Here is a 22802-nt window from a genome sequence, read left to right as displayed (position 1 = left end):
TACTGTAGCGGGTGTTGTAGCGTCCTAATTGGCATTTTCGGTGAGGAGGTGGAGTGTGGCCGATACAAAAAATGGATTTACTGAAATTATTCAAAAGGACCGGGCGAGGCGAGAGCGCCAAGAATGGCGGGGAACGTTTGTTGATTACTTAGAAAAAGTCAAAAAGGAGCCCCTACTTGCTAGGTTAGCCCATTCCCGAGTTTACGACATGATCATGCGGAAGGGGGCCGAAGATATCAATGCCGCGGATGACCCTCATGTCAAGCGCCTCTACGGAGATGAGCCGATTAAAGTATATTCTTTTTTCAAGGATGAATTCTTTGGTATTGAACGGACTCTAGCTCAATTGGTGCGTTATTTTCATTCCGCATCCCTGCATGGAGAGGAGAGTCGGCAAGTTCTCTACCTGATGGGTCCCGTGGGGGCCGGTAAGAGTTCTCTTATCGAACGCTTGCATCGGGGTTTGGAGAATGTGGAGCCTATTTATGCCATTGAAGGCTGTCCCATGCGGGAGGAACCCTTGCATCTCCTACCGCGCCATTTACGTAAGGAATTTGAAAAGATGCTGGATGTGCATATTGAGGGTGATTTATGCCCGGTATGCCGTTTTCGTCTCAAAGAAGAGTTTGATGGCCGTTATGAAGACGTGCCTGTTATCACGGTAGATTTTTCCAAGCGGGATCGCCGGGGTATTGGCGTTGTACCGCCGGTGGACCCCAATAACCAGGATACCTCAGTGTTAATTGGATCAGAGGATATCTCCAAATTGGATCTGTATTCCGAAGGCGATCCTCGGGTATTGGATCTAAATGGCGCTTTCAACGTGGGCAACCGGGGCGTGGTGGAATTTATTGAGGTCTTTAAGAACGAGACGGAATATCTCCATTCCATGATTACCGCGACCCAGGAGAAATTTGTCCCTGCTCCCGGCCGCCACGGTACTGTATATGTGGATACCTGTATCGTTGCTCATTCTAATGAGGCCGAATGGCAGAAATTCAAAGCCGACCATACTAACGAGGCTATTCTCGATCGGATCGTCGTGGTTAAAGTGCCCTATAATTTACGCCTATCAGAAGAAATCAAGATCTACGGGAAACTTTTACATCATTCTGATTTTCGGGCGCATATTGCGCCCCACACTCTTGAAGTGGCTTCTATGTTTGCGATTTTGTCCCGCCTAGAGCCTACCCCTAAATGTGACTTAATAACCAAACTGCGGCTTTATAATGGCGAGGAGGTGGTAGAGAAGGGGTCAACGCTCAAGATCAATGCTAAAGAGCTCCAGGAGGCAGCTTCACGGGAAGGGATGTTTGGCATTTCGACCCGCTTTATTATGAAGGCCCTAGACAATGCCTTGGCGGATAGCGAAGAGGGGATCAATCCTATCAATGTCCGCGAAGCCTTGATTGTGATGGTCAAACAATCGGAGCTGGCGGACGATACCCGGAAGCACTATCTGGAGTTGCTCCAAGATACCTTGCACAAGGTCTATCTTGAAATCCTAGAAAAAGAAATTACCAAAGCTTTTGTCTATTCCTATGAGGAACAGGCAGAAACCTTATTTCAAAATTATCTGGATCATGCTGAGGCCTATGTGAACAAGACTCGGGTTAAAGATTGGGATACGCGGGAGGAATTACAGCCCGATGAAAATTTTCTGAAGTCAGTTGAAGAGCAAATCGCTATCGTCGGTAGCGCTGCTGATGGTTTCCGGCAAGAAGTGATTGCCTTTCTTTGGGCGGCTACCCGCCGTGGCGAGAAGGTAAGCTATCAATCCTATGAGCCTTTAAAGGAAGCGATAGAGAAGAAATTGACCAGTTCGGTACGGGATTTAAGCCGTATTATTACCAAATCTCGTACCCGAGATGAGGAGCAGGCCAAGAAGTACGATGATTTGGTTAAGAATCTCCTGGAGCGGGGCTATAACGAGCACTCAGCAGAGGTGGTGTTGAAATATGCCGCAAATAATCTTTGGAAGGATTAGGGATAAAAGGGAAGGCACCTTGCCTGTACCGGGTTTGGAATAGAAGTGTCTGAAAAAAGATGAAAAGGCTATGACCACAGTATTTCGTGCTTATTCTCAATCGGATGCCTTACGCTCTGATCGCAGTGCAAAGGATCGGTTGCGGCATCGGCAAAAGGTCCGCAAAGCGATCCGTGATAATGTGGCTGACATTGTTGCTGAGGAATCAATTATTGGCCAAAGCCGTGATCGTATTATTAAAGTTCCCATTCGAGGTATCCGGGAATATCGCTTTGTTTATGGACAGAATACGCCAGGGGTAGGCACAGGCCAAGGGGATTCGGAGCCAGGCCAAACTGTTGGCCAGGTGCCCCAAGGAGATGGCGGTCCGGGTCATGCGGGTGATCGTCCTGGCATGGATTATTATGAGACTGAAATCACTCTGGAAGAACTGATCGAGATCATGCTTGAAGACCTGGAGTTGCCAGATATGGAACGTAAACGTTTCCGTGAAGTGTTATCGGAGCGTACCAGTAAACGAAAAGGCTTCCGCCGGGTTGGCGTGCGAGTCCATATGGATAAGCGGCGCACGGCTAAATCTCGTATTCGACGGCGTTTAGCAAGCGATAAAGATGCTGAAGATAATGAGACAAAGCACCGTTTCCCCTTCCATCGGGATGATATGCGCTATCATCGGCTGCGGGAGGATATGCGTCCTCAGTCGAATGCGGTAGTATTTTGTATTATGGATACTTCTGGCTCTATGGATACATTAAAGAAATATCTAGCGCGGAGTTTTTTCTTTTTGCTCTACCAGTTTGTCCGTTCCCGTTACGTTAATGTGGATGTGGTTTTTATTGCCCATCATACTAAAGCCAGAGAAGTGACGGAGGAAGAGTTTTTTCATAAAGGTGAAGCGGGGGGTACCTTTATTTCTTCAGGCTATAGCAAGGCTTTAGAAATTATTCAGAATCGTTATCATCCCTCGCTGTGGAATATTTACGCTTTTCATTGCTCGGATGGCGACAATTTTGATAGTGATAACGCCGCTACCTTAAAAGCTGCCGAAGTGCTATGTCAAGTCTGTAACTTATTTGGTTATGGTGAAATTAAACCACGTCCCTCGGGCTTCTATGAAGGGACCATGCTAGATTTGTTCCGTAGTGTGCGGATGGACAATTTCCAGTCGGTGTTAATCCAACGTAAGGAAGATATCTGGCCTAGTTTTAGGCAGCTGTTGTCCCGAGAGTCGGAGAGCAGCAAATATGATGAGTAAAATTTGGTTAAAGTGAAAGGCTGGGATAAAAGTTATGGCCAGTCATTGGACGATTGAGGATCTAAAATATTGGGATGACAAGATTCGTGAAAAAGCCGAGGAATTTGGCCTTTCTTGTTTTCCCCAGGAGTTTGAGATTTGCGACCATACCCAAATGCTAGGCTATATGGCCTACTCGGGTATGCCGGCCCATTATCCTCACTGGTCTTATGGCAAAGCCTACGAGAAGCTTCAGACTCTTTACGAGCATGGGATGAGCGGGCTGCCCTATGAAATGGTGATCAATTCAAATCCTGCTTTAGCCTATTTAGTGCAGGAGAATTCTTTGTGTTTGCAAATTCTGACTATTGCTCATGTCTATGGTCACAATGATTTTTTCAAAAATAATTTTACCTTTCGCGATACTCAACCTGAATTGACTCTTTCTAACTTTAAACTTCGCGCTGATCGAGTACGGGGCTATATTGAAGATCCCTCTATCGGACTTCATAAAACAGAAAGGGTGCTTGATGCGGCCCACGCTTTATCTTTGCAGTGCAGCAGGAATCAAGCGATACGTAAATTGAGTGCCAGCGAGCAGAAAGAGCAGGTTGTGGCTGCCGCTCATCCTACGCATGATCCCTATCAAAGATTGCATAAGCAGCCTGAGTATGTAGAGCCCGATTTGAATCGTTTTCCTTTGTTTCCTGAAGAGGATATTCTGCTGTTTATGCGGGATAATAACCTTTATCTTGCCGATTGGGAGCGGGACTTGCTTACTATTGTGCATGAACAAGCACGCTATTTTATCCCTCAGATTGAAACCAAGATTATGAACGAGGGTTGGGCTAGCTATTGGCATCATAAGCTCATGAATAGTATAGATTTACCCCAAGATCTTTATCTTGAATTCCTCGTTCATCACAACCAGGTGGTACGCCCCCATCCGGGCGATATTAATCCATACTATTTAGGTTTTAAACTTTGGCATGATATCTTCCGCCATTGTCAAGTCTCTGCAGAAGAGGAGCATGTCGGTAAGCCACGGAAGGGAGGCCGCGAAGGAATTTTCCAGGTTCGCGAAGTTGATCGGGATGCTTCATTTTTGCGCCGCTTTCTAACCGAAGAGTTGATGCGCGAGATGGATATGTTTGAGTATCAACCTAAAGGAGAGGCTTTGGTCATTAGTAAGGTCTCTGATGAAGAACATTGGCGTGAGATCAAAACAACTTTGCTAAAAAATGTAGGTATGGGGAGTATCCCCGTCATCCGGATCGAAGATGCCGATTACGGGCGTAACCGGCAACTCTACCTTAAACATGACCATGACGGACGGGATCTACAGGCGGAATATGCCGAGAAAACCCTCTCCCACCTTTATCAGCTATGGGGTCGGGATGTATGGTTAGAAACCCGGATGAATGACAGGAAAGTTTGCATGGGTTATGGGGAGGACGGTTTTGTGCAAAAAACGCTAGGCCGGTTTCGCTGACCATAAATGGATGGACTTGTCAGGAAGTATGATCGTTACTATACTACGCCACTTTAGTCGCTATCTGGCTAAATTGCGCAATATAAAATCATTAAAATGTAAGGAGATTATAGAATGGGAGCAATCCTTGAATTAGTCGATAAAATGTTCACCCCCATTGGATTTGTCGTGACTATAGGAATAATCGCCGGCATTTACTACTTTGTCCGCTGGCTTATGAAGGATTAGGCTAGAAAGCTAGCATGCATGAGAGGGGATAGGAAATAGCCGTTTTCTGACGAATCTGACTATGTTCCCATTGAAGTGCGTATTGTTAGAGTGGGGTTAAAAAATTCTAGGGGTAGAGTCTCCTTAACAGGTTAAGAAATTAAGCATCCCACATCTAATCTATTGGTAAGAAGACGCAGGGACACAAAAGCGTTAAGTTAGTCCAAGTGTGCCTTTGCGTCTTCTAACCGTTTGCTCAAAACAGAAATCTTCCAATATTTTAAATTAGCTATTGCGGTTATCCGTTTTTCCCGCATTCTCTATCTTTACCAACAGCAAGCTTGAAATAGGAAATTCTTTAAAAACTTTGTCATCAGGGAACTAAGCAGTGGTAAAGAGAACTAATATTGTTGATTTTTAGCTAAAAAGCAGGTCTGGATATGGGGTTCAGGCTGCCGCTAAATACCAAGTTGAATCCTTCATAAGGTTGTATGTGTATGCAAATGATGAATATACGTCATGCCTTCTTTGCCGTTGTGATAGGGTTAGGGAGCTTTGTTCTCTTGTTCCCTTCCATAGTGCGGTCGGCTCCCTACCAACGGCCCCCAGCAACTGAGAGTTTCAACCTTGCTGAGTTGGAGATCGAGCCGATGTGCCCCGATGTGGATCCAGTTTGGCGAGAGCGTCAGGTGATTGAGGGGATGCTCGTGGAAGCATCACCTTTTTGCAGCCCGGATAACCCAGCAGATATTGCTGCATTCGTCAAAGGCACGAACAATGTTTCCCATGACACCATTATGGAGACCCAGCTTGCGATGGATGCGGTCACCAAAGGTGAGGACCGCGATGGGGATGGGGATCCGGATGTCATCCATCTTCGGTTAGAAGTGGCCGAGCTAAACGGATTCTCGCCGGATACTCCGGAGCCTATTCCTGCCTATTCGATTGCACCGGGTGTCCAGCCTGGGTTCTGGGTTTTTGCCCCCAAGACCCGCGGTATGTCCACCCTTAACTTCGAGAGTTTGCAAGCTAATGCTTATCTGCGAGCGCCTTCTCCCGTTATCCGCGTTGAGCAGGGAGATACCATAAAAATTACTCTCGAGAATACCCATTATCTTCCCCATACGATCCATTTTCATGGGGTCGATCACCCCTTCGTGAATGCGGCGGGTGAAGGGAACGATGGGGTTCCCCAGACCAGCGAGCTGCCCTTAATGCCGGGAGAGAGCCGTACTTATGAGATGACTCCCCGGCATGCGGGGACCATGCTTTACCATTGCCATGTTCAGCCCCATGCCCATATTGGAATGGGGTTGGTAGGGTTGATGGTGGTGGAAGAAAATCGTCCCAGTAATTGGGTCCAGACCCTGAATGTAGGGGGAGGGCATGTACGTCATCCCTCAGTAGCGGTGAAAGAGACCTATGATCGGGAGTATGATCTTCTTTATCAGAGCGTTGACAAGACCTTGGCGGATAAGATTAAGATCGCTAATGATGCGCGGTTGATCTCCAAGGCGATTAACCGTGATTATAATATCACTGAGAATCCAACTAATTATTTTCTGCTTAATGGCCGTTCTTTTCCCTATACCCTGCGGGAATCGCTGGTAGTGGTGAAACCCAATGAGTTGGTAAAGATTCGGATGGGGAACGCGGGCCAAGATCCTGCCTACATTCACAGCCATGGCCATAAAATGACCATTACCGCTTATGATGGGGCCCCCCATAACCCAGAGGCATGGATCACGCGGGATGTTTATGAGCTAGGACCCGCCCAGCGCATTGATCTTGCTCTGAATACCAGTATTGATGGTTTCCACAGCTATGGGGAAGGGATCTGGTTGTTGCATGATCATACGGAGCGGGCCGTTACCACTGATGGGATGAATCCTGGCGGAGACGTGACCAGCATTGTTTATGAGTCATTTCTCGGCGAAGAGGGTATGCCGCTCGGTAGGGGGGTTGATTTAAAACCTTATTTTAGTAAGGAATTTTATCAAAAGGAAGTGCCGGTATGGGCAAGTTTTGATCAAGAAAATCTGTTTGGCGAGATTAGTAAAGTACCAGATCAACTTCGCATTCAGCCTGCTTTGCTTGCTTTTGGCGTGGGATTATTGCTCGGGGGTATCGTCATTGGGATTCGCTCAATCATGATCTTGAAGCGGCGCTCCAAGGAGGTATAAATAGAACATGATGGGTTATCAATTATTCATATTTAGTGCGGCGCTTATGCTTTCGTTAGGTGCCGCCGCTGTGGAATCGGCTGACGGCCCAAAGCAGGATAAATTGCCATCGGAGGCTGCCGCGCCGGAGCATCATCATCACGAGCATCCTAGGGACGTGGAATCCCAGGAGAAGGGGCGGCTGGAACCCGCGCCGGAAGAAAAAGCTTCTGCCCAGGTTCCAGCAGCAGATGTTTCGACCGAGGAAGAATCAGCGGCAACTGAAGAGGAGCCAATGCACCACCATCACCATGAACATGGCCCAAGGACGGCAGATGTTAAGGTAACTGCCCCTCCGCAGGAAGAAGAAGGCCATATTCATCATGAATTTGAACACGAACACCACATGATGGACATGGATGCTCATGGTATGGTCATGAATGAGAATACGGATAACCTGCCTCGCGACTGCCCCAAACTTGCAGGTGATGTGGAAATTACGGTGCGAGCAGGAACTAAGTATGCTAAGGATTTTCCGGGAACGGTATTTGGTTATGATCAGCATGAATGGAAGGTCAAGCCCTGTACTCGAATCACGGTCACCTTTATCAATGAAGACGATATTCGCCACCAGTGGATGGTTCACATGTTGCCGGGGTATCTTTATCCTCAGGGAATGTTTCACCTCGAATTAGCTGGCCCCGGTCGCCGGACGGGAACTTTTATTGTGCCGAGCGTTGAGAAAACTTATTTTGTCCATTGCGATATCGCTCAGCATACAGAAAAAGGGATGAAAGCCCAATTGAAAGTAGGGAGTGGGGATCAGGACTTTCCTAGCATTCCAGGATTAACAGCCCCAAACTATCCGGATTCCTATCAAATGGAAGCGAGCTGGAGCGTCATAGGTTCTTCTTTAGGCGCAGGGGCAATAGGTTTGGCTCTGGCGATGATCGGTTTGGGGCGACTTAGCAAAAAGCGTAGAGAATCATCGGAGCAAGTACAGAATTTTGGGCCAGAAACCAAACAGCGCAAACGGTGGCGCTTGTAATCAAGTAGCCTGTTGGCTACTACTCTGGGTAGTAAATTGGGGTAAAGCCCCATGCAAGAAGCTAAATAATAAAATAGTCAAGTAGCGAAGAAATACTTACCTGTATTTGCAGACGGGGCACGCAAATACAGGTAAGCGCGAAGACCCAACATTCGATCCCGCAGAGCACTCTGCTGCTTAACGCTAGCCAAGAAGAGTTTATTTATTTCGATGCCTCATCTCTATTTTCAAAATTTTGGCTGAGAGATCGTTAAATCCTTACTTGTAGTAGGGTGGGGCATAAGAAATTTATTCGACCCAGAATGGCTGTTTTTATAATAAAAACGGCAAAATTCCATCTAGGGTAGTATGGTTAAGAGTTACCTGGGTTGCTGCCTGTACTTTTGGTTTAGCATGGTAAGCTATGCTAAGTCCCGCGACCTTCAACATCTCCAAATCATTAGCTCCATCACCGATGGCGATTGTTTGCCGAGGTTTGATGGCTAATTTTTCGCATAACATAAGCAAAAACCTAGCCTTAGCACTGGCTCCTACAATCTGGCCTGCAAGGGTACCGGTAAGCCGATTATTCCTAACTTCTAGCTGGTTGGCCAACGTATAGTCCAAATCGTATTCTTGCTTCAAACGTTCGGTAAAGTAGGTAAAGCCGCCGGAGACCAAGGCGATCTTAATATCACGTTGTTTGAGTGCGGCCAGTAAGCATTCCCCGCCCGGATTGATAGTAAGACGTTTTTCATAGATTTCGGCGAGGACATTGATAGAAATACCTGCCAATAGCTTGACTCGTTGGATGAGCGAAGTTTCGAAATTGATTTCACCCCGCATAGCGGCGGTGGTAATCGCGCTGACCTGTGCTTCTTTACCGGCAAAGGCAGCGATTTCATTAATACATTCGATGTTAATAAAAGTGGAATCCATGTCAGTAACAAAAAGGCGTATCTGCTCAGGGTGGTAGTTCTCGGGAAAAAGGTTAATATCAAGGCTATTATGGGTTGAGCGCAGTGTCGCCAAGGTTTGAGGGGAAAATGGTTGCTTGCCATAAAGCCGATAATGGGCTCCGTGTGAGTGAAGCTCGGTATTTGTTTGTTGGGAAATTTTATTAGCGAGATCCAGAGTTAATCGGGGTCCTTGAAGAATAAGCGTAGCCATGGATGAGAATTTTTACCGAAATTATAGAGATCCCAAATCATAACATTCCAAAAAAAGATTGATGAGAAATAGAAGCACCAAAGAAGTGAGGAGACAGGCTGTCCCTTTCCAGCAGATTAATGGTGCCCCAAGCTCGTGGGCGTTATCAGCTATGATGAACTCTCCATACTGTACGAGCCATTGGATTTTTCCAAAAGTAGATGGTGAAAAAAGTATTAAAAATTCGTGTTTATTATGGCTTGACAGGCTTTACACGAGTGCTACACTTAGTTGCTAAAGGACTTGCATGGTTATAAGAAAGGATTTGATATTCCCTCAAAGTAATAAACTTAAAACGAGGGAAGCATATAGGAAGTGAGGGCCTAAGGGCCGGTGTTTCATGGCTGGTCAAGTGTCATCACTATTACAATGGTTTCAGTCAAATAGGAGGCTATCAATATGGCTGCAACTAGTAGAGCTGTAGCGCAAGGAGTAGCCGAGAAAGAAACTGCTGATCTCTTTGCCTGGCGTGGCATGTGGTTAGCGGTCGCGGCCTTTTTCGCGTTCTACATCTGTGTGCGTTGGTATGAAGGTGTTTATGGATGGAAGTATGGTTTAGATGCCTTTTCGCCGGAATTCCAAACATACTGGATGAATCTGCTGTACATTGAGCTCGTTGTTGAGGCACTGGCAACAGCAGCCCTGGTTTCTTACCTAATTAAGACCCGGGATCGCAATATGGAAGCCATGACTCCCCGCGAGGAGCTGCGCCGTTACTGCACCCTTTATATGTGGTGGGTTGTTTATGGCGTTGGGTTATTCTGGGGCGCGAGCTTCTTTACCGAGCAGGATGGTGCTTGGCATCAGACCGTAGTTCGGGATACAGACTTCACCCCAAGCCATATTATTGAGTTCTACATGAGCTACCCGATCTACGTAATGGTAGGTTTAGGTTCGTTCACGTATGCTAAGACCCGTATTCCTTATTTTGCAAAGGGCTGGTCTGTACCCTACCTCATGTTGGTGTTTGGACCCTTTATGATCTTCCCGAATGTGGGTCTGAATGAATGGGGTCACACCTTCTGGTTTATGGAGGAGCTGTTTGTGGCACCTCTGCACTGGGGTTTTGTATTCTTTGCTTGGTTTATCCTTGCAGTATTCGGGGTGTTTCTGCAGGTTCAGCCCCGTATGAAGGAATTGATCGGCAGAGAGCTGCAGCAGAGCGAGGACTATGCCCGTAGCTGATATTTAAGATTATCATATTTGATTTTCAGTTAGCGAAGGGTTGAATAGAAGGGCGGTCGCAATCTCCGGAATAGTTAATGAGATCGTGGCCGCCTTTTTGTATAAAGTGCTGTACAGAAATTTTATTAGGGATACGCTTATCTATATCGGGTTGAAAGAAATGGAAGTAAGCAACCTAATGAGAAAGTAGCTGTTAAAATAGGTGGCAGGAAGCATACCTTTAGAATTCATGGATTTCTGGATCCGATGAATGAATAATCATAAATTAGTTTAAATAGAACCCTTAATATTTTTAGGAGGGCAGGTTTAATGAGTGCACTTACGTCTGCGGTTCGTACACCGGAGGAAGCTGCTAAAGTCTCTAGAACGTTGGATTTTATAGCGTTAGGGGCTTTTTTTATGATTTTGCTGGCTTCCCACCACGTTCACGTCATGCTTTTAATGGGCGACTGGGATTTCTGGGTTGACTGGAAAGACCGGCGTTTTTGGGTCACCGTAGTTCCCATTGTATCGGTTGCTTACCCCGCTGCTGCACAGGCGTTTTTTTGGGAGAAGTTCCGCCTTCCCTTTGGTGCTACCCTTGTAACGCTAGGGGTGTTAGCAGGTGAGTGGGCTAACCGCTACTTTAATTTCGTAGGGTTTACCTATTTTCCGATTAATTTCGTATGGCCGACCATTCTGCTGCCCATGGCGCTGTTCTTGGATGCCATGCTTGCGATTTCCAAGAGCTACGGCTTGACGGCGGTAGTGGGTGGATTAATGTACGGTTTGTTGATGTATCCCGCTAACTGGCCGCTGCTTTCGGCATTCCATGTGCCTGCTGAGTACAATGGAGTAGTAATGTCTTTGGCCGATATTATGGGCTACCAATACGTCCGGACCGGTACTCCTGAGTATATCCGGATGATTGAGAAAGGTACCTTGAGAACGTTTGGTAAGGACGTGGTCCCGGTTTCAGCTTTCTTCTCGGGTTTTGTTGCCATGGTAATGTACTTTGTGTGGCACTTTGTTGGCCGCTGGTTCTCCAAGGACTACCATATCGACCAAGTGTAGAATCGTTTGTGATAATGAGGATAATAATTCTAAAATTCTAAAATACAAAAAGAGAGACGGAGAACATGAAAGGTACCCATATAACAAATCGAGCCAGAAAGTGGCTAGCCATTGGGTTTACTGCGGTGATAGCCTCAAGCGTTTTCTATATTCCGACAGTAGCTGCCCATGGCGAGAAGGCGCAGGCAGCTTTCCTGCGCATGCGGACAATCCATTGGTATGACATGGTATGGTCCAAGGATACCATTGCGGTTAATGAGACCTATACCATAAGCGGGAAGTTCCGGGTTTTTGAGGATTGGCCGGAAGCAGTCGAAAAACCCCATGTATCCTTTTTAAATGCGGGTCAACCTGGTCCAGTCACGGCTCGGCTTACTTCCTACGTCAATGGTATGTTCGTCCCTCGTTCGATAGGTCTTGAATTGGGCGGCGATTACGAGTTTGAGATGACGATGCAAGGGCGCCGTCCTGGGACGTGGCATGTTCATACCTTGCTAAATGTCCAAGGAGGGGGGCCGCTCATCGGTCCAGGTAAATACATCACCATTACCGGAGATATGGCTGATTTTGAGAGCAAAATCACGGATCTGACCGGTAATACGGTCAACCTGGAAACCATGGCCACGGGCACGGTTATTGGTTGGCATCTGTTCTGGTACGTTCTTGGTATCGCCTGGATTTGGTGGTGGGCCCGCCGTCCCATGTTCTTGCCCCGCTACATGAGAATAGAGGCGGGCGAGGCTAATGATCTAGTAACTGCCCAGGACAAAAAATTGACTATAGGCGTTCTTGTGGGCGTCCTGCTCATTATTTTGTTCGGCTTCAAGAGTGCTGAGGATAAATTCCCAGTCACCATTCCGTTGCAGGCTGGGCTGCTGGGCACTATTGACTCCTTGCCGGTGGATTATAATTCGATGGTAAGCGCTAACGTGCTTAAGGCTAACTATCGGGTGCCGGGGCGGACTATCAGCATGACGGTTGAAATCACTAACCATACTGACCAGGTGATTTCTATTGGCGAGTTCAATACTGGGGGCATTCGATTCATGAATGCAAATGTGCGGGTTGATGAGACGGATTATCCTGAGGAGTTGTTGGCACCGGAAGGGTTGGAAGTGAGTCAACAGGATATCGCTCCAGGTGAAACCGTAGTTGTTGACATCTCCGCCACCGATGCCGCCTGGGAAGTTCAGCGTATGGCCGACGTCATTTATGATCCAGACAGCCGCTTTGCGGGCTTGATCTTCTTCGTTGATCCAGAGGGGAATGAGATTCCGATACCTATCGGCGGTCCATTAGTTCCCACGTTTGTCTAGAAAGAAGTATCTTTAACTATCTATGTTGCATGTGGTGTACGACAGCAATATGGTAGATTAAACTGTTCCCATTGACTTAAACACCGGCCCTTCGTCCCATGGCTGGACGAAGGGCCGGTTGTTTGCTGTCCTTTCCATTCTTTTTTTTATCTTGTGGCTCGGTCTTTTCAGGCTCTGAAGCTGCGTTTTAGTTAATCCCTCAGAGCAAAAAGGTATTAGCTTATGAAAAAAGTACTACTTAGCTGCCTTGTATCGTTTGGATTATTGTTGCTAAATACTTCCGCCATGGCCCATGGGGGAGGAGGAATTGAAACAGATCAGTGCGTTGTCAATATCGGTAATTACCGAATGCATTTTTCTGCTTACCAACCGGAAACTTCTGGTGGTGAAGAGCTGTGCTGGGACTTGCCGATGACGGGAAGCACCATTTTAGTGTTTGATTTAGTGGATAGGATATTGCGTGATCGGCCGGTTGAGGTTCGGATCGTTGAAGAGCAGAAAACGGCCGCTGGCCCGTCAAATTATAATCCCATAGTAGAGCGTCCGGTTCAAAAATATCCAAAGGGAACTATTGAGCTTGATACCGATTTTACCAAAGCAGGAGAATACACTGCGGTAGTTATTCTTGGTGGTGATCAACCGATGGTCTTCAAAGCACCTCTTCGAGTGGGTCTCCAGGGAGAGCAGACCGTTCAGTGGATCGCCTCGATCGCTGGCGGTGCTCTTATTCTGGGGCTTATTTTTTGGTATAGTCGCCGTGGCGGAAAAGAGGCCAAGGCATCCTAGTTTCAATCCAATTGGAATTGGATACTTTAAATAGTATTCACAGCGTTTAGAACATAATAGAAGGAAGTTCCCCGGCATTCCATTATCCAAATAATGGAATGCCGGGGAATTCCAATTTCCTGCTACCTTGGGTGGTATGCTAAATTGGATAATCTATACAGAAGTTGATAATCTAATGCTTATTATGTTGATATAATCGCGTATTTTTGGGTAATAAAAATTCATGCTAGCAGCCTGTTTGCTCTAATGGGCTATCTCATTACTAATCAATAGAATAAGGAGCTTAGATGAAACAGTTTCTCTTGATGTTGTGTGCAGCTGTCCTTGCTTTAGGGTTGGTAGCTTGCCAATCAGGTGGTCCAAGCGTGGAAGATTTTGGACTTACGGGAACCTGGGTGACGGAGTTTGAACCCAAGCAGGAAAATGGCGAAACCTTGAAAAGCAAAGCAGAAGTTACCTTCTCTGGCAATACTTATAAATACTCTTGGTTTAAAAAACTTATCGCTGAAGATGGCTCTATAATCCATAATTGGTCGGAGACTGCGAGAGAAACTGGAAGCGTTTCTGTATCATCTGACTACATGGAGTGGACGGCTAAATCTTATGGTACAGCAGAATATAATAAAGGAACCCAAGCTTGGAGTCCGGTTAATATGAAGTCTGCAACCAATGACTATGCCATCTACTATTCCATTGAGGGTGATAAACTTACTTTAATGGAAGATTATAATCTAGATGGTGATTTCGATGACGTAATTGGTGTACCTGAAACGATCGTCTATACTAAAGAGAAATGATTTTCTAGGGAGAGGCATACCTGTCTAGTAGGCAGGTATGCTTATCCTAAGCCAAACATTTAATTTTTGGCTTCGAGGTATTTTTTAATGAATGAAACTCAAGCTCGTCTAGAGCAGCGCCACCCGATAACGATTTTTCTGTCTATTTTCCTTGCTATTGCCTCTGGTATCGCCCTAATAGGCTATCTTTTCACGATTACAGGAGCTAAAAGGCTTTCTCTTGAACAACAACTGCTGATTGATACTTTAGCATGGCCAGAGGTAGGATTAACTTTATTAATTAACGCCACAATTTTTATTGCAGCATTAGCTCTTTATTTGCATCGTCGGTTAGCCCTTTATTTCTTTCTTGCTGCTATAGTAGCTGATCTCGGGAGGCTTTTATTAATAGCCTTTAAAAAGGGTTCCTTGGCTGCGGTTTTTTCAGCGGGAATAGGTGGAGAAGGATTGCTCCTGGTGTTGGTAATATTGCTTGGTACTTGTGCCTATACTTGGCGCCTTTACCGTGCCGGAATACTGGATTAGAAGGGATGAGTTTTTTGGTATCCTTTTTTATATGGTTTCCTTTCTCTTAGAAAGCTATCTTTGTATTTTGGAATAATGCTGCAAGTTTAGCTGCGGGGTCTTCCGCTTTCATGAAGGCTTCACCGATAAGAAAGGCGTTAACTCCATTTTTCTTCATTTTCCTTACGTCTGCGGGACTATGAATTCCGCTTTCGGTGACCACTAAGCGCTCAGAAGGTATCTGGGAGAGTAACTCAAAAGTAGTTTCTAATCTCGTTTCGAAACTTTTTAAATTGCGATTATTAATGCCGATAAGTGGTGTATCGAGAACCAGCGCTCGCTCTAGCTCTTCGGAATCATGGACTTCTATGAGTACATCCATATTTAAGTGTTCGGCGAGTTGAGCTAGCTCTAACATAAGGGCATCACCCAACGCTGCTACAATTAGCAGAATGCAGTCGGCGCCTATTACCCGTGCTTCATAGACCTGATAGGGGTCGATAATAAAGTCTTTTCGCAAAACAGGCAGATTACAGGCGCTGCGGGCCTTCTGTAGATCCGCCTCACTACCCCTAAAAAAATCCTGGTCTGTGAGCACGGAAAGGCAAGCTGCTCCTCCTTTTTCGTAGCTTTGGGCAATCGCCTCCGGATGAAAAGATTCGCATAAAAGCCCCTTACTAGGAGAGGCCTTTTTGATTTCAGCGATGACAGCAGATTGATGCTCGCTTATCTTTTTAGCAAGGGCTTTAAAGAAACCGCGCACTGGGGGCGATTCTTCCACTTTCTGGCTAAGTTCTTGGATTGAAAGCTTTTGGGCACGTTCGCTGATCTCTTCGGCTTTCCGCTGGAGAATCTTTTTCAAGATATTGGGTATCTCGTTCATATCACGGGTATCTTACTATTGTTGATTGGCTAACAGGCTTGGGTAAATGTAATTAAAGCGGCTAATTTCTCTTGGGCTCTGCCTTCGGAGAGAACTTTTAATGCTCTCTTTACCCCTCTTTCCAGCGTAGGAGTTAGATTGGCTGCATAGATAGCTGCCCCCGCGTTCAAAGCGACGATATCACGGGCTGGGCTGGGCTGGTTTGCTAGAACGGAGCGTAAAATATTGAGACTTTCTTGCGTACTGTTAACGGCCAGAGAACTGATGGAAACCCGCTCGATGCCAAATTGCTCGGGTGTGATGAAATAACTTGTAACAGCCCCATCTCTTAATTCAGCGATCTGAGTTTCAGCTCCAATACTAATTTCATCCAGACCATCTTTGGCATGGACAACAAGTACATGCTGGCAGCCTAAACGGTGCAGAACCCAAGCAAGTGGCTCCAGCCATTCGTCACTAAAGACCCCTACTACTTGATTAGGAATATGGGCCGGGTTAGTTAGAGGCCCTAAGAGATTAAATAAAGTGCGAATCCCCATTTCCCGCCGTGGAGCTATAGTGAATTTTATGGCGCTATGGTGGCAAGGGGCGAACAGAAATCCTACGCCAAGTTCTTCAATACAGCGAGCAATCTGTTCGGGGGTAAGTTCGAGTTTAATACCGGCTGCTTCAAGCACATCAGCACTGCCACATTGGCTGGAGACAGAACGGTTGCCATGTTTGGCGACTCTTCCTCCTGCCGCGGCAACAACAAAAGCGCTGGCTGTCGAAATATTGAAAGTATTGGCGCCATCCCCACCAGTACCGCAGGTATCAACGAGGTGGGGGCCTGTTACTGTCACTTTAGTCGCCAATTCCCTCATCACCCTGGCGGCAGCAGCAATTTCTTCCACCGTTTCTCCTTTCATCCGAAGCCCAATAAGCAAGCCGCCAATCTGCGCGGGGGTTGCTTGGCCACTCATGATGAGATTCATGACCGATGTCATTTCCTCACTGGTGAGGTTACGCCTCGTGGTAACGGTACGAAGGGCGGTTTGAATATCCATTGCGTTTATTAAAACCTTTGGAAATGATGCTCAGGTTCGTTTAAGAAAATTGAGAAGTAAATTGTGCCCCTGCTGAGTAAGAATCGACTCAGGATGAAATTGTACGCCTTCGATTGCTAGCTCTTTGTGGTAGATACCCATGATCTCGTCTAGCTCTCCCGTATCGGTTTTAGTCCAAGCGGTGACCTCTAAACATGGCGGAAGACTTGCCTGATCGATGACTAAAGAATGGTAACGAGCTGCCTCGAAGGGATCATCAAGGCCTTGGAATACGCCTTTATGATTGTGATGCACTTTTGAGGTTTTACCATGCATAATAGCCTTGGCATGCACTATTCGGCCGCCAAAAGCCTGGCCGATACACTGGTGACCAAGACATACTCCTAATAGTGGGATCTTGCCGGCAAAATGACGGATAATTTCAAGAGAAATACCGGCTTCGTTGGGCGTGCAAGGGCCTGGAGAAATAACTAAACGTTTTGGGCGCAGCCTCTCTATTTCTGCCGTACTGACTTGATCATTGCGAAAGACGCAAACTTCTTCGCCCAATTCGCCTAAATACTGGACCAGATTGTAGGTAAATGAATCATAATTGTCGAGCATAAGCAGCATATTCAACTCCCCTAGCGGAAGGAACCATCTAGGCCAGCTTCGGCCAAAGCCACTGCTCGAAAGATAGCTCGCCCTTTATTCAGGGTTTCTTCCCACTCGCTCTGCGGTACCGAGTCATAGACGATTCCCGCACCTGCTTGAATATGAAGAATCTGATCTTTAATGATTGCGGTACGAATAGCGATTGCTGTATCCATATTGCCTGACCAAGCAAGATAGCCCACGGCACCCGCATAGACTCCCCGCTGAATAGGTTCTAATTCATCAATGATTTCCATCGCTCGAATTTTGGGAGCGCCAGAAACCGTACCTGCAGGAAAAGTTGCACGTAAAACGTCCATGGCCGAGAACTCCGGTTTAAGTTGACCGGTTACATTAGAGACGATATGCATGACATGAGAATAGCGTTCGATAAGCATTTTTTCGGTTACGTTGACACTGCCAATGGTGGCTATCCGGCCAACATCATTTCGGCCAAGATCGATAAGCATCCGGTGTTCCGCTAATTCCTTAGGGTCAGCGAGTAATTCTTGCTCTAGCGCTCGGTCTTCTTCTTCGCCTCTGCCACGATGCCGGGTGCCAGCGATGGGGCGTACGGTAACGGCACCATCCTCTAAGCGTACTAGGATCTCGGGAGATGAGCCCACCACATGGAAATCCTCTAGATTCAAATAGTACATGTAGGGAGAAGGGTTGAGGCAACGTAGCGCCCGGTATAGGTTTAAGGGAGAGGCAGAAAAAGGCACCGAGAGTCGTTGTGAGAGCACTACTTGCATCACATCACCGTCAGTAATGTATTGACGCGTTTTATCAACCGCCCCCTTAAAGCCTTGCTCCGTAAATCCAGAGATAAAATCATCTTCTAGGACTAGGCGGGAGGGAGTAACGGTATGGTGGGCAGGGACGCTTGCCCGTAGGCGATCTTCTAGGGCATCCAAGCGTTGCAGGCCCTCTGTATAGTCTTCGGGGCCGCAATGAATAATGAAGTAGAGCTTGCCACTCAGGTTGTCAAAAACAACAATTTCGTTGGAAACAAGTAATAGTATATCCGGCGTTTCCAAGGAATCGGGCTTCTTCCAATGGGCAAGCTTAGGTTCGATATAGCGGATCGTATCATAGCCAAAGTATCCTACGAGGCCGCCTGTAAAGCGAGGCAAAGAGGCAATGGCCGGGACTTTAAAGCGTTGCTTAAAGGTTTCTATCCAAGCCAGGGGATCATCGCTGTGATGAGTTTCCTCAATGCGGTGATCGGTTTCAACGACTATTTCATATTTTTGCACCTTAACTACCGTGCGGCAAGGTAAGCCGATAAATGAATATCGGCCCCATTTCTCGCCGCCATGGACGGATTCTAATAAATAGGAGTAAGGGCCATTAGCCAGTTTGAGGTAAGTGCTAAGTGGAGTATCTAGGTCAGCTAAAACCTCCCGCATGAGGGGAATATGATTATAACCTTGAGCAGCAAGCTGTTTGAATTGTTGGGCTTCCATAGTCTCGACTTCCAGCGTTAGAAAACTTCGGCGGATTTAGCGGGAGATCAGCCCCACCATCGTTTTATTCTCCCCCATAAACTATTCGCCTGGAAGTCAATAACCATGGTTGTGTTCCTAAGCTGCTTGGCTCAATAAATTCTTAATTTCAATTAGAGAATCGATGACGCTATCCGGTTGGCTATCACGGATATCCACGCCATGATTATAACCATAACTGAGGCAGACAATCTGGAAGTTGGCCGCCCTCGCTGCTTTTACGTCACTAATGGAATCCCCAATCATTAGCGCTTTCTCAGGAGCGATGCCAAAGTGGCTGGCCGCATGGAGCAAGGGGGCAGGATGAGGTTTTTTCTCCGGTAATGTATCGCCACTAATGACTATCTCGAAATAATCAATTATCCCTAGCTCCGTAAGTAGAGGATAAGTAAATTGGGCTGCCTTATTAGTAACACAGCCTACACGATACCCTTGGGATTTTAACCAGGCTAATCCCTCGTTTACCCCCGGGTAGAGATGACTACGCTTGCTTGTGTTATCTGCGTAGAGAGCCAGAAAAATGGTTTCAGCCTTTTGATATAAATCTTCTTCCGGTTCTCCCTCCATATTATCGACCAAGGCCCGCTTGATGAGTCGTTCTACCCCGTTGCCCACCCATTGCCGGACTTTGGTTTCTCCCCGCAGGGGCAGACCCAACCGTTCCATCATGGTATCGGTACAAAAGGTCAGATCCGGTACGCTATCTACTAAGGTACCGTCCACGTCAATAAGAATCATTTCAGGTTGTTTCAGCATGCTCGCTATTTATTTTGTCTTTTGAAGGTAAATTTATATATTGTTTGTTTATCCTACCTTGGCTAGCTCGGCGCGCATCTCGCCAATGGTGGTCTTATAGTTTTCACTTTGGAAGATAGCGGAACCCGCCACAAAGGTATCTGCTCCCGCCATTGCAACTTGCTGGATATTATCTATCTTGATACCTCCATCAATTTCAAGGCGGATAGGGTAGCCGCTGGCATCAATAATCCGCCGTGCTTCGCGCAGTTTGTCAAGCGCCGTGGGGATGAACTTTTGCCCACCAAAACCTGGATTCACCGACATGATAAGCACCATATCCACTTTATCTATGACGTATTTGAGATAATCAAGGGAAGTCGCTGGATTGAATACCAAGCCGGATTTGCAGCCCTCATCGCGGATTAGCTGTAGAGTTCGGTCAATATGTTCGGAAGCTTCCGGATGAAAAGTAATATAATTTGCCCCCGCTTTGGCAAAATCAGGGGCGATTCGATCCACTGGCTTTACCATGAGATGAACGTCGATATCAGCGGTGATGCCATGTTTGCGTAGGGCTTCGCAGACGAGAGGGCCGATAGTTAGATTTGGGACATAATGGTTATCCATTACATCGAAATGCACCATATCGGCACCCGCTTCTAATACTGCAGTCACTTCTTCCCCCAAGCGGGCGAAATCGGCTGATAGGATAGAAGGGGCAATTTTATAATTGGCCATATTTATTACACCTCATTTACAGAATATCTATTGGCTGTTTAGATCTAGATGGTTTTCGGCTCAGCAAATTTGCGCACTTTACCCTATTATCGGTCATTTTTCAGCTTTGCTCTGAAAAAACTAGGGGGTAGCAACGCTTCTTAGGGGGATGTATTTGGTTTCTAGGTATTGAGTGCGAAATCTAGTAAAGCATGCATCTAGGCGGAAATTTGCCAGACAAAATTGAAAATTTTAATTGAACTATATTGAGATATCTTTAACCAGGAAATACTTTACTGAATTACTTGGTTTTGAACTTAATTAGGACTATAATAGTCCTACATTAGAACCGGAGGCTCCTATGCTCCGCATGAGCAAAATGACCGATTACGCTATCGTGCTGATGACGCGCTTGGCGATGGATCCGAAGGGCCAGCATGCCGCAGCGGATTTATCCGCTCAAGTAGAAATGCCCTTGCCTACGGTCAGCAAAATTCTCAAACAATTGGCCCGGGCAGGGTTGTTACTGTCGGCCCGGGGCGCCCAAGGCGGCTACAGTTTAGGAAGGCCGCCCGAGGCAATTTCAGTAGCTGAAATTATTACGATCCTAGAGGGACCTATTGGTTTAACGGAGTGTGTCAGTACACCGGGGGAGTGCGGTCAGGAAGCCCATTGTTCCACCCGTGCTCACTGGGAACAGATTAACCAAGCGGTCTACGGGGCATTAAATGAGATCAAATTGTCTGATATGGTTCAGCCAATGGGAGCGTATCCTATCCGATTTCGCCAACTTACCAGGCATTCGGGACCGTTACCTACAGATAATACGACGAGATAACTGCGGGAGTAGGCTATGACTAATTCGACCCTTAAGGTTGAAAATCTTGTTCAAAAAGAATATCGGGCTGGTTTTGTCACCGATATTGAGGCGGATTCTATTCCACCAGGACTCAATGAAAACGTTATTCGCCTTATCTCTAGCAAGAAGAATGAGCCAGAGTTTATGCTGGAATGGCGCCTCAAAGCCTACCGTCATTGGCTGGAGATGAAAACGCCGGAGTGGGCGCATGTGCATTATCCGCCTGTGGATTATCAATCCATTATTTATTATTCCGCGCCCAAGTCAAAAAAAGATGGCCCTAAAAGTTTGGATGAAGTCGATCCAAAATTACTTGAAACCTATGAGAAACTCGGGGTACCGCTGCATGAACGGGCGAGGCTTGCGGGAGTTGCCGTGGATGCGGTTTTTGACAGCGTTTCGGTAGCGACTACTTTCAAGGAGAAACTATCTGAGGCAGGCGTAATTTTCTGCCCTTTTTCCGAGGCGGTACGGGACTATCCCGAATTGGTAGAAAAATATCTTGGCACGGTAGTACCCTACCGGGATAATTTTTATGCCGCTTTAAATTCAGCCGTTTTTAGTGATGGTTCTTTCGTCTATGTGCCTAAGGGGGTTCGCTGTCCCCTAGAGCTGTCCACCTATTTCCGCATCAACGCCGCCCAAACGGGCCAATTTGAGCGCACGCTTATCATTGCCGATGAAGGCGCCCATGTTAGCTACCTCGAAGGCTGTACCGCTCCGATGCGTGATGAGAACCAGCTTCATGCCGCAGTGGTAGAGCTTGTGGCCTTGGGTGATGCCGAAATTAAATATTCCACGGTACAAAATTGGTATCCAGGCGATGAAGAAGGCCGGGGTGGAATCTACAATTTTGTGACTAAACGAGGGGCATGCCGGGGAGCAAACGCCAAAATCTCTTGGACTCAGGTAGAAACTGGCTCAGCCATCACGTGGAAATACCCGAGCGTTATTCTGCAAGGAGATAACTCGGTGGGGGAATTCTACTCGGTTGCCCTTACCAATAATTTCCAGCAAGCGGATACGGGCACCAAGATGATTCATATGGGACGGAATACCCGTAGCACTATTATTTCTAAAGGAATTTCTGCTGGGCAAGGACAAAATGCCTATCGGGGATTGGTGCGGGTAACCCCCACTGCCGTAGGCGCACGTAATTATACTCAGTGTGATTCTCTCCTGTTAGGAGATCGGTGCGGTGCCCATACGTTCCCCTATATCGAGGTAAAACACCCTTCGGCGCAGGTGGAGCATGAAGCATCGACCTCTAAGATTAGCGAGGATCAGCTGTTTTACTGTAAACAGCGGGGAATCTCCGCCGAGGATGCCATTTCCATGATTGTGAATGGCTTTTGTAAGGAAGTCTTCAAGGAATTGCCCATGGAGTTTGCGGTAGAAGCCCGAAACCTATTGAGCGTGAGCCTGGAAGGAGCAGTAGGCTAAACGTTATTGGCCTGCA

General features: G+C 46.8%; 20 protein-coding genes. 13 read left to right on the top strand and 7 right to left on the bottom strand.

The features are described 5' to 3' along the window. Window positions 1-55 precede the first annotated feature (55 nt). The 5 genes from NOC_RS13360 to NOC_RS13340 all read left to right on the top strand — a co-directional run bounded on the left by NOC_RS13360 (window position 56) and on the right by NOC_RS13340 (window position 8130). Complete coding sequence (locus tag NOC_RS13360; RefSeq protein ID WP_004269207.1) at window positions 56-1987, top strand: serine protein kinase; 1932 nt, start codon at window positions 56-58, stop codon at window positions 1985-1987. 70 nt (window positions 1988-2057) lie between these two features. Beyond that, complete coding sequence (locus NOC_RS13355) at window positions 2058-3242, top strand: YeaH/YhbH family protein (RefSeq protein ID WP_004269119.1); 1185 nt, start codon at window positions 2058-2060, stop codon at window positions 3240-3242. Between the two features lie 34 nt (window positions 3243-3276). Continuing rightward, window positions 3277-4713 (top strand): SpoVR family protein, encoded by a 1437-nt coding sequence (locus NOC_RS13350; RefSeq protein ID WP_011330986.1) that lies wholly within the window; start codon window positions 3277-3279, stop codon window positions 4711-4713. 710 nt (window positions 4714-5423) lie between these two features. After that, window positions 5424-7103: a multicopper oxidase domain-containing protein gene (locus NOC_RS13345; protein WP_244859976.1), complete on the top strand. Its 1680-nt coding sequence runs from the start codon at window positions 5424-5426 to the stop codon at window positions 7101-7103. A gap of 7 nt (window positions 7104-7110) precedes the next feature. Further along, window positions 7111-8130 (top strand): hypothetical protein, encoded by a 1020-nt coding sequence (locus tag NOC_RS13340; protein ID WP_011330984.1) that lies wholly within the window; start codon window positions 7111-7113, stop codon window positions 8128-8130. A gap of 312 nt (window positions 8131-8442) precedes the next feature. On the opposite strand, the gene serB is transcribed toward NOC_RS13340, so the two are convergent. After that, window positions 8443-9279 (bottom strand): phosphoserine phosphatase SerB, encoded by an 837-nt coding sequence (gene serB, locus NOC_RS13335; RefSeq protein WP_004269182.1) that lies wholly within the window; start codon window positions 9277-9279, stop codon window positions 8443-8445. 438 nt (window positions 9280-9717) lie between these two features. Here serB and NOC_RS13330 point away from each other — a divergent pair, with 438 nt between their 5' ends. The 6 genes from NOC_RS13330 (at window position 9718) to NOC_RS13305 (ending at window position 14980) form a co-directional block, all read left to right on the top strand. Then, window positions 9718-10503: a methane monooxygenase/ammonia monooxygenase subunit C gene (locus tag NOC_RS13330; protein ID WP_011330983.1), complete on the top strand. Its 786-nt coding sequence runs from the start codon at window positions 9718-9720 to the stop codon at window positions 10501-10503. Window positions 10504-10812: 309 nt separating this feature from the next. After that, window positions 10813-11556: a methane monooxygenase/ammonia monooxygenase subunit A gene (locus NOC_RS13325; protein WP_011330982.1), complete on the top strand. Its 744-nt coding sequence runs from the start codon at window positions 10813-10815 to the stop codon at window positions 11554-11556. Window positions 11557-11621: 65 nt separating this feature from the next. Next, the gene (locus NOC_RS13320) at window positions 11622-12872 is read left to right on the top strand and encodes a methane monooxygenase/ammonia monooxygenase subunit B (RefSeq protein ID WP_002811287.1); all 1251 of its coding nucleotides are present in this window, start codon (window positions 11622-11624) and stop codon (window positions 12870-12872) included. Window positions 12873-13094: 222 nt separating this feature from the next. Next, a complete protein-coding gene (locus tag NOC_RS13315) occupies window positions 13095-13658 on the top strand; it encodes a hypothetical protein (RefSeq protein ID WP_002808847.1) in 564 nt (187 codons plus the stop codon). Between the two features lie 287 nt (window positions 13659-13945). Beyond that, window positions 13946-14455 (top strand): hypothetical protein, encoded by a 510-nt coding sequence (locus NOC_RS13310; protein ID WP_002809188.1) that lies wholly within the window; start codon window positions 13946-13948, stop codon window positions 14453-14455. Between the two features lie 87 nt (window positions 14456-14542). Next, window positions 14543-14980, top strand: coding sequence for a hypothetical protein (locus NOC_RS13305; protein ID WP_002808781.1), 438 nt, complete (start codon window positions 14543-14545; stop codon window positions 14978-14980). 46 nt (window positions 14981-15026) lie between these two features. On the opposite strand, the gene trpC is transcribed toward NOC_RS13305, so the two are convergent. The 6 genes from trpC to rpe form a co-directional block, all read right to left on the bottom strand. Next, window positions 15027-15842, bottom strand: coding sequence for an indole-3-glycerol phosphate synthase TrpC (gene trpC / locus NOC_RS13300; RefSeq protein WP_002808889.1), 816 nt, complete (start codon window positions 15840-15842; stop codon window positions 15027-15029). Between the two features lie 29 nt (window positions 15843-15871). Further along, window positions 15872-16888, bottom strand: coding sequence for an anthranilate phosphoribosyltransferase (gene trpD / locus NOC_RS13295; RefSeq protein ID WP_002808896.1), 1017 nt, complete (start codon window positions 16886-16888; stop codon window positions 15872-15874). 30 nt (window positions 16889-16918) lie between these two features. Next, complete coding sequence (locus NOC_RS13290; protein ID WP_002810188.1) at window positions 16919-17500, bottom strand: anthranilate synthase component II; 582 nt, start codon at window positions 17498-17500, stop codon at window positions 16919-16921. An 11-nt stretch (window positions 17501-17511) separates the two neighbouring features. Further along, window positions 17512-18990 carry an anthranilate synthase component I gene (gene trpE, locus NOC_RS13285; RefSeq protein ID WP_002810796.1) on the bottom strand — a complete coding sequence of 493 codons (1479 nt, stop codon included), beginning with the start codon at window positions 18988-18990 and terminating at the stop codon, window positions 17512-17514. Between the two features lie 117 nt (window positions 18991-19107). Next, a complete protein-coding gene (locus NOC_RS13280; protein ID WP_002810595.1) occupies window positions 19108-19785 on the bottom strand; it encodes a phosphoglycolate phosphatase in 678 nt (225 codons plus the stop codon). A 48-nt stretch (window positions 19786-19833) separates the two neighbouring features. Further along, window positions 19834-20505 (bottom strand): ribulose-phosphate 3-epimerase, encoded by a 672-nt coding sequence (gene rpe / locus NOC_RS13275; protein WP_002809316.1) that lies wholly within the window; start codon window positions 20503-20505, stop codon window positions 19834-19836. 340 nt (window positions 20506-20845) lie between these two features. Here rpe and NOC_RS13270 point away from each other — a divergent pair, with 340 nt between their 5' ends. Together NOC_RS13270 and sufB are read left to right on the top strand one after the other, a co-directional pair. Then, window positions 20846-21322: an SUF system Fe-S cluster assembly regulator gene (locus NOC_RS13270; RefSeq protein WP_002809328.1), complete on the top strand. Its 477-nt coding sequence runs from the start codon at window positions 20846-20848 to the stop codon at window positions 21320-21322. A gap of 15 nt (window positions 21323-21337) precedes the next feature. Further along, the gene (gene sufB / locus NOC_RS13265) at window positions 21338-22786 is read left to right on the top strand and encodes a Fe-S cluster assembly protein SufB (protein WP_002810842.1); all 1449 of its coding nucleotides are present in this window, start codon (window positions 21338-21340) and stop codon (window positions 22784-22786) included. The last annotated feature ends 16 nt before the right edge of the window (window positions 22787-22802 follow it).

This window comes from Nitrosococcus oceani ATCC 19707 (assembly GCF_000012805.1).
Taxonomy (GTDB): Bacteria; Pseudomonadota; Gammaproteobacteria; order Nitrosococcales; family Nitrosococcaceae; genus Nitrosococcus; species Nitrosococcus oceani.
This window is presented reverse-complemented; position numbering and strand designations above follow the sequence as displayed.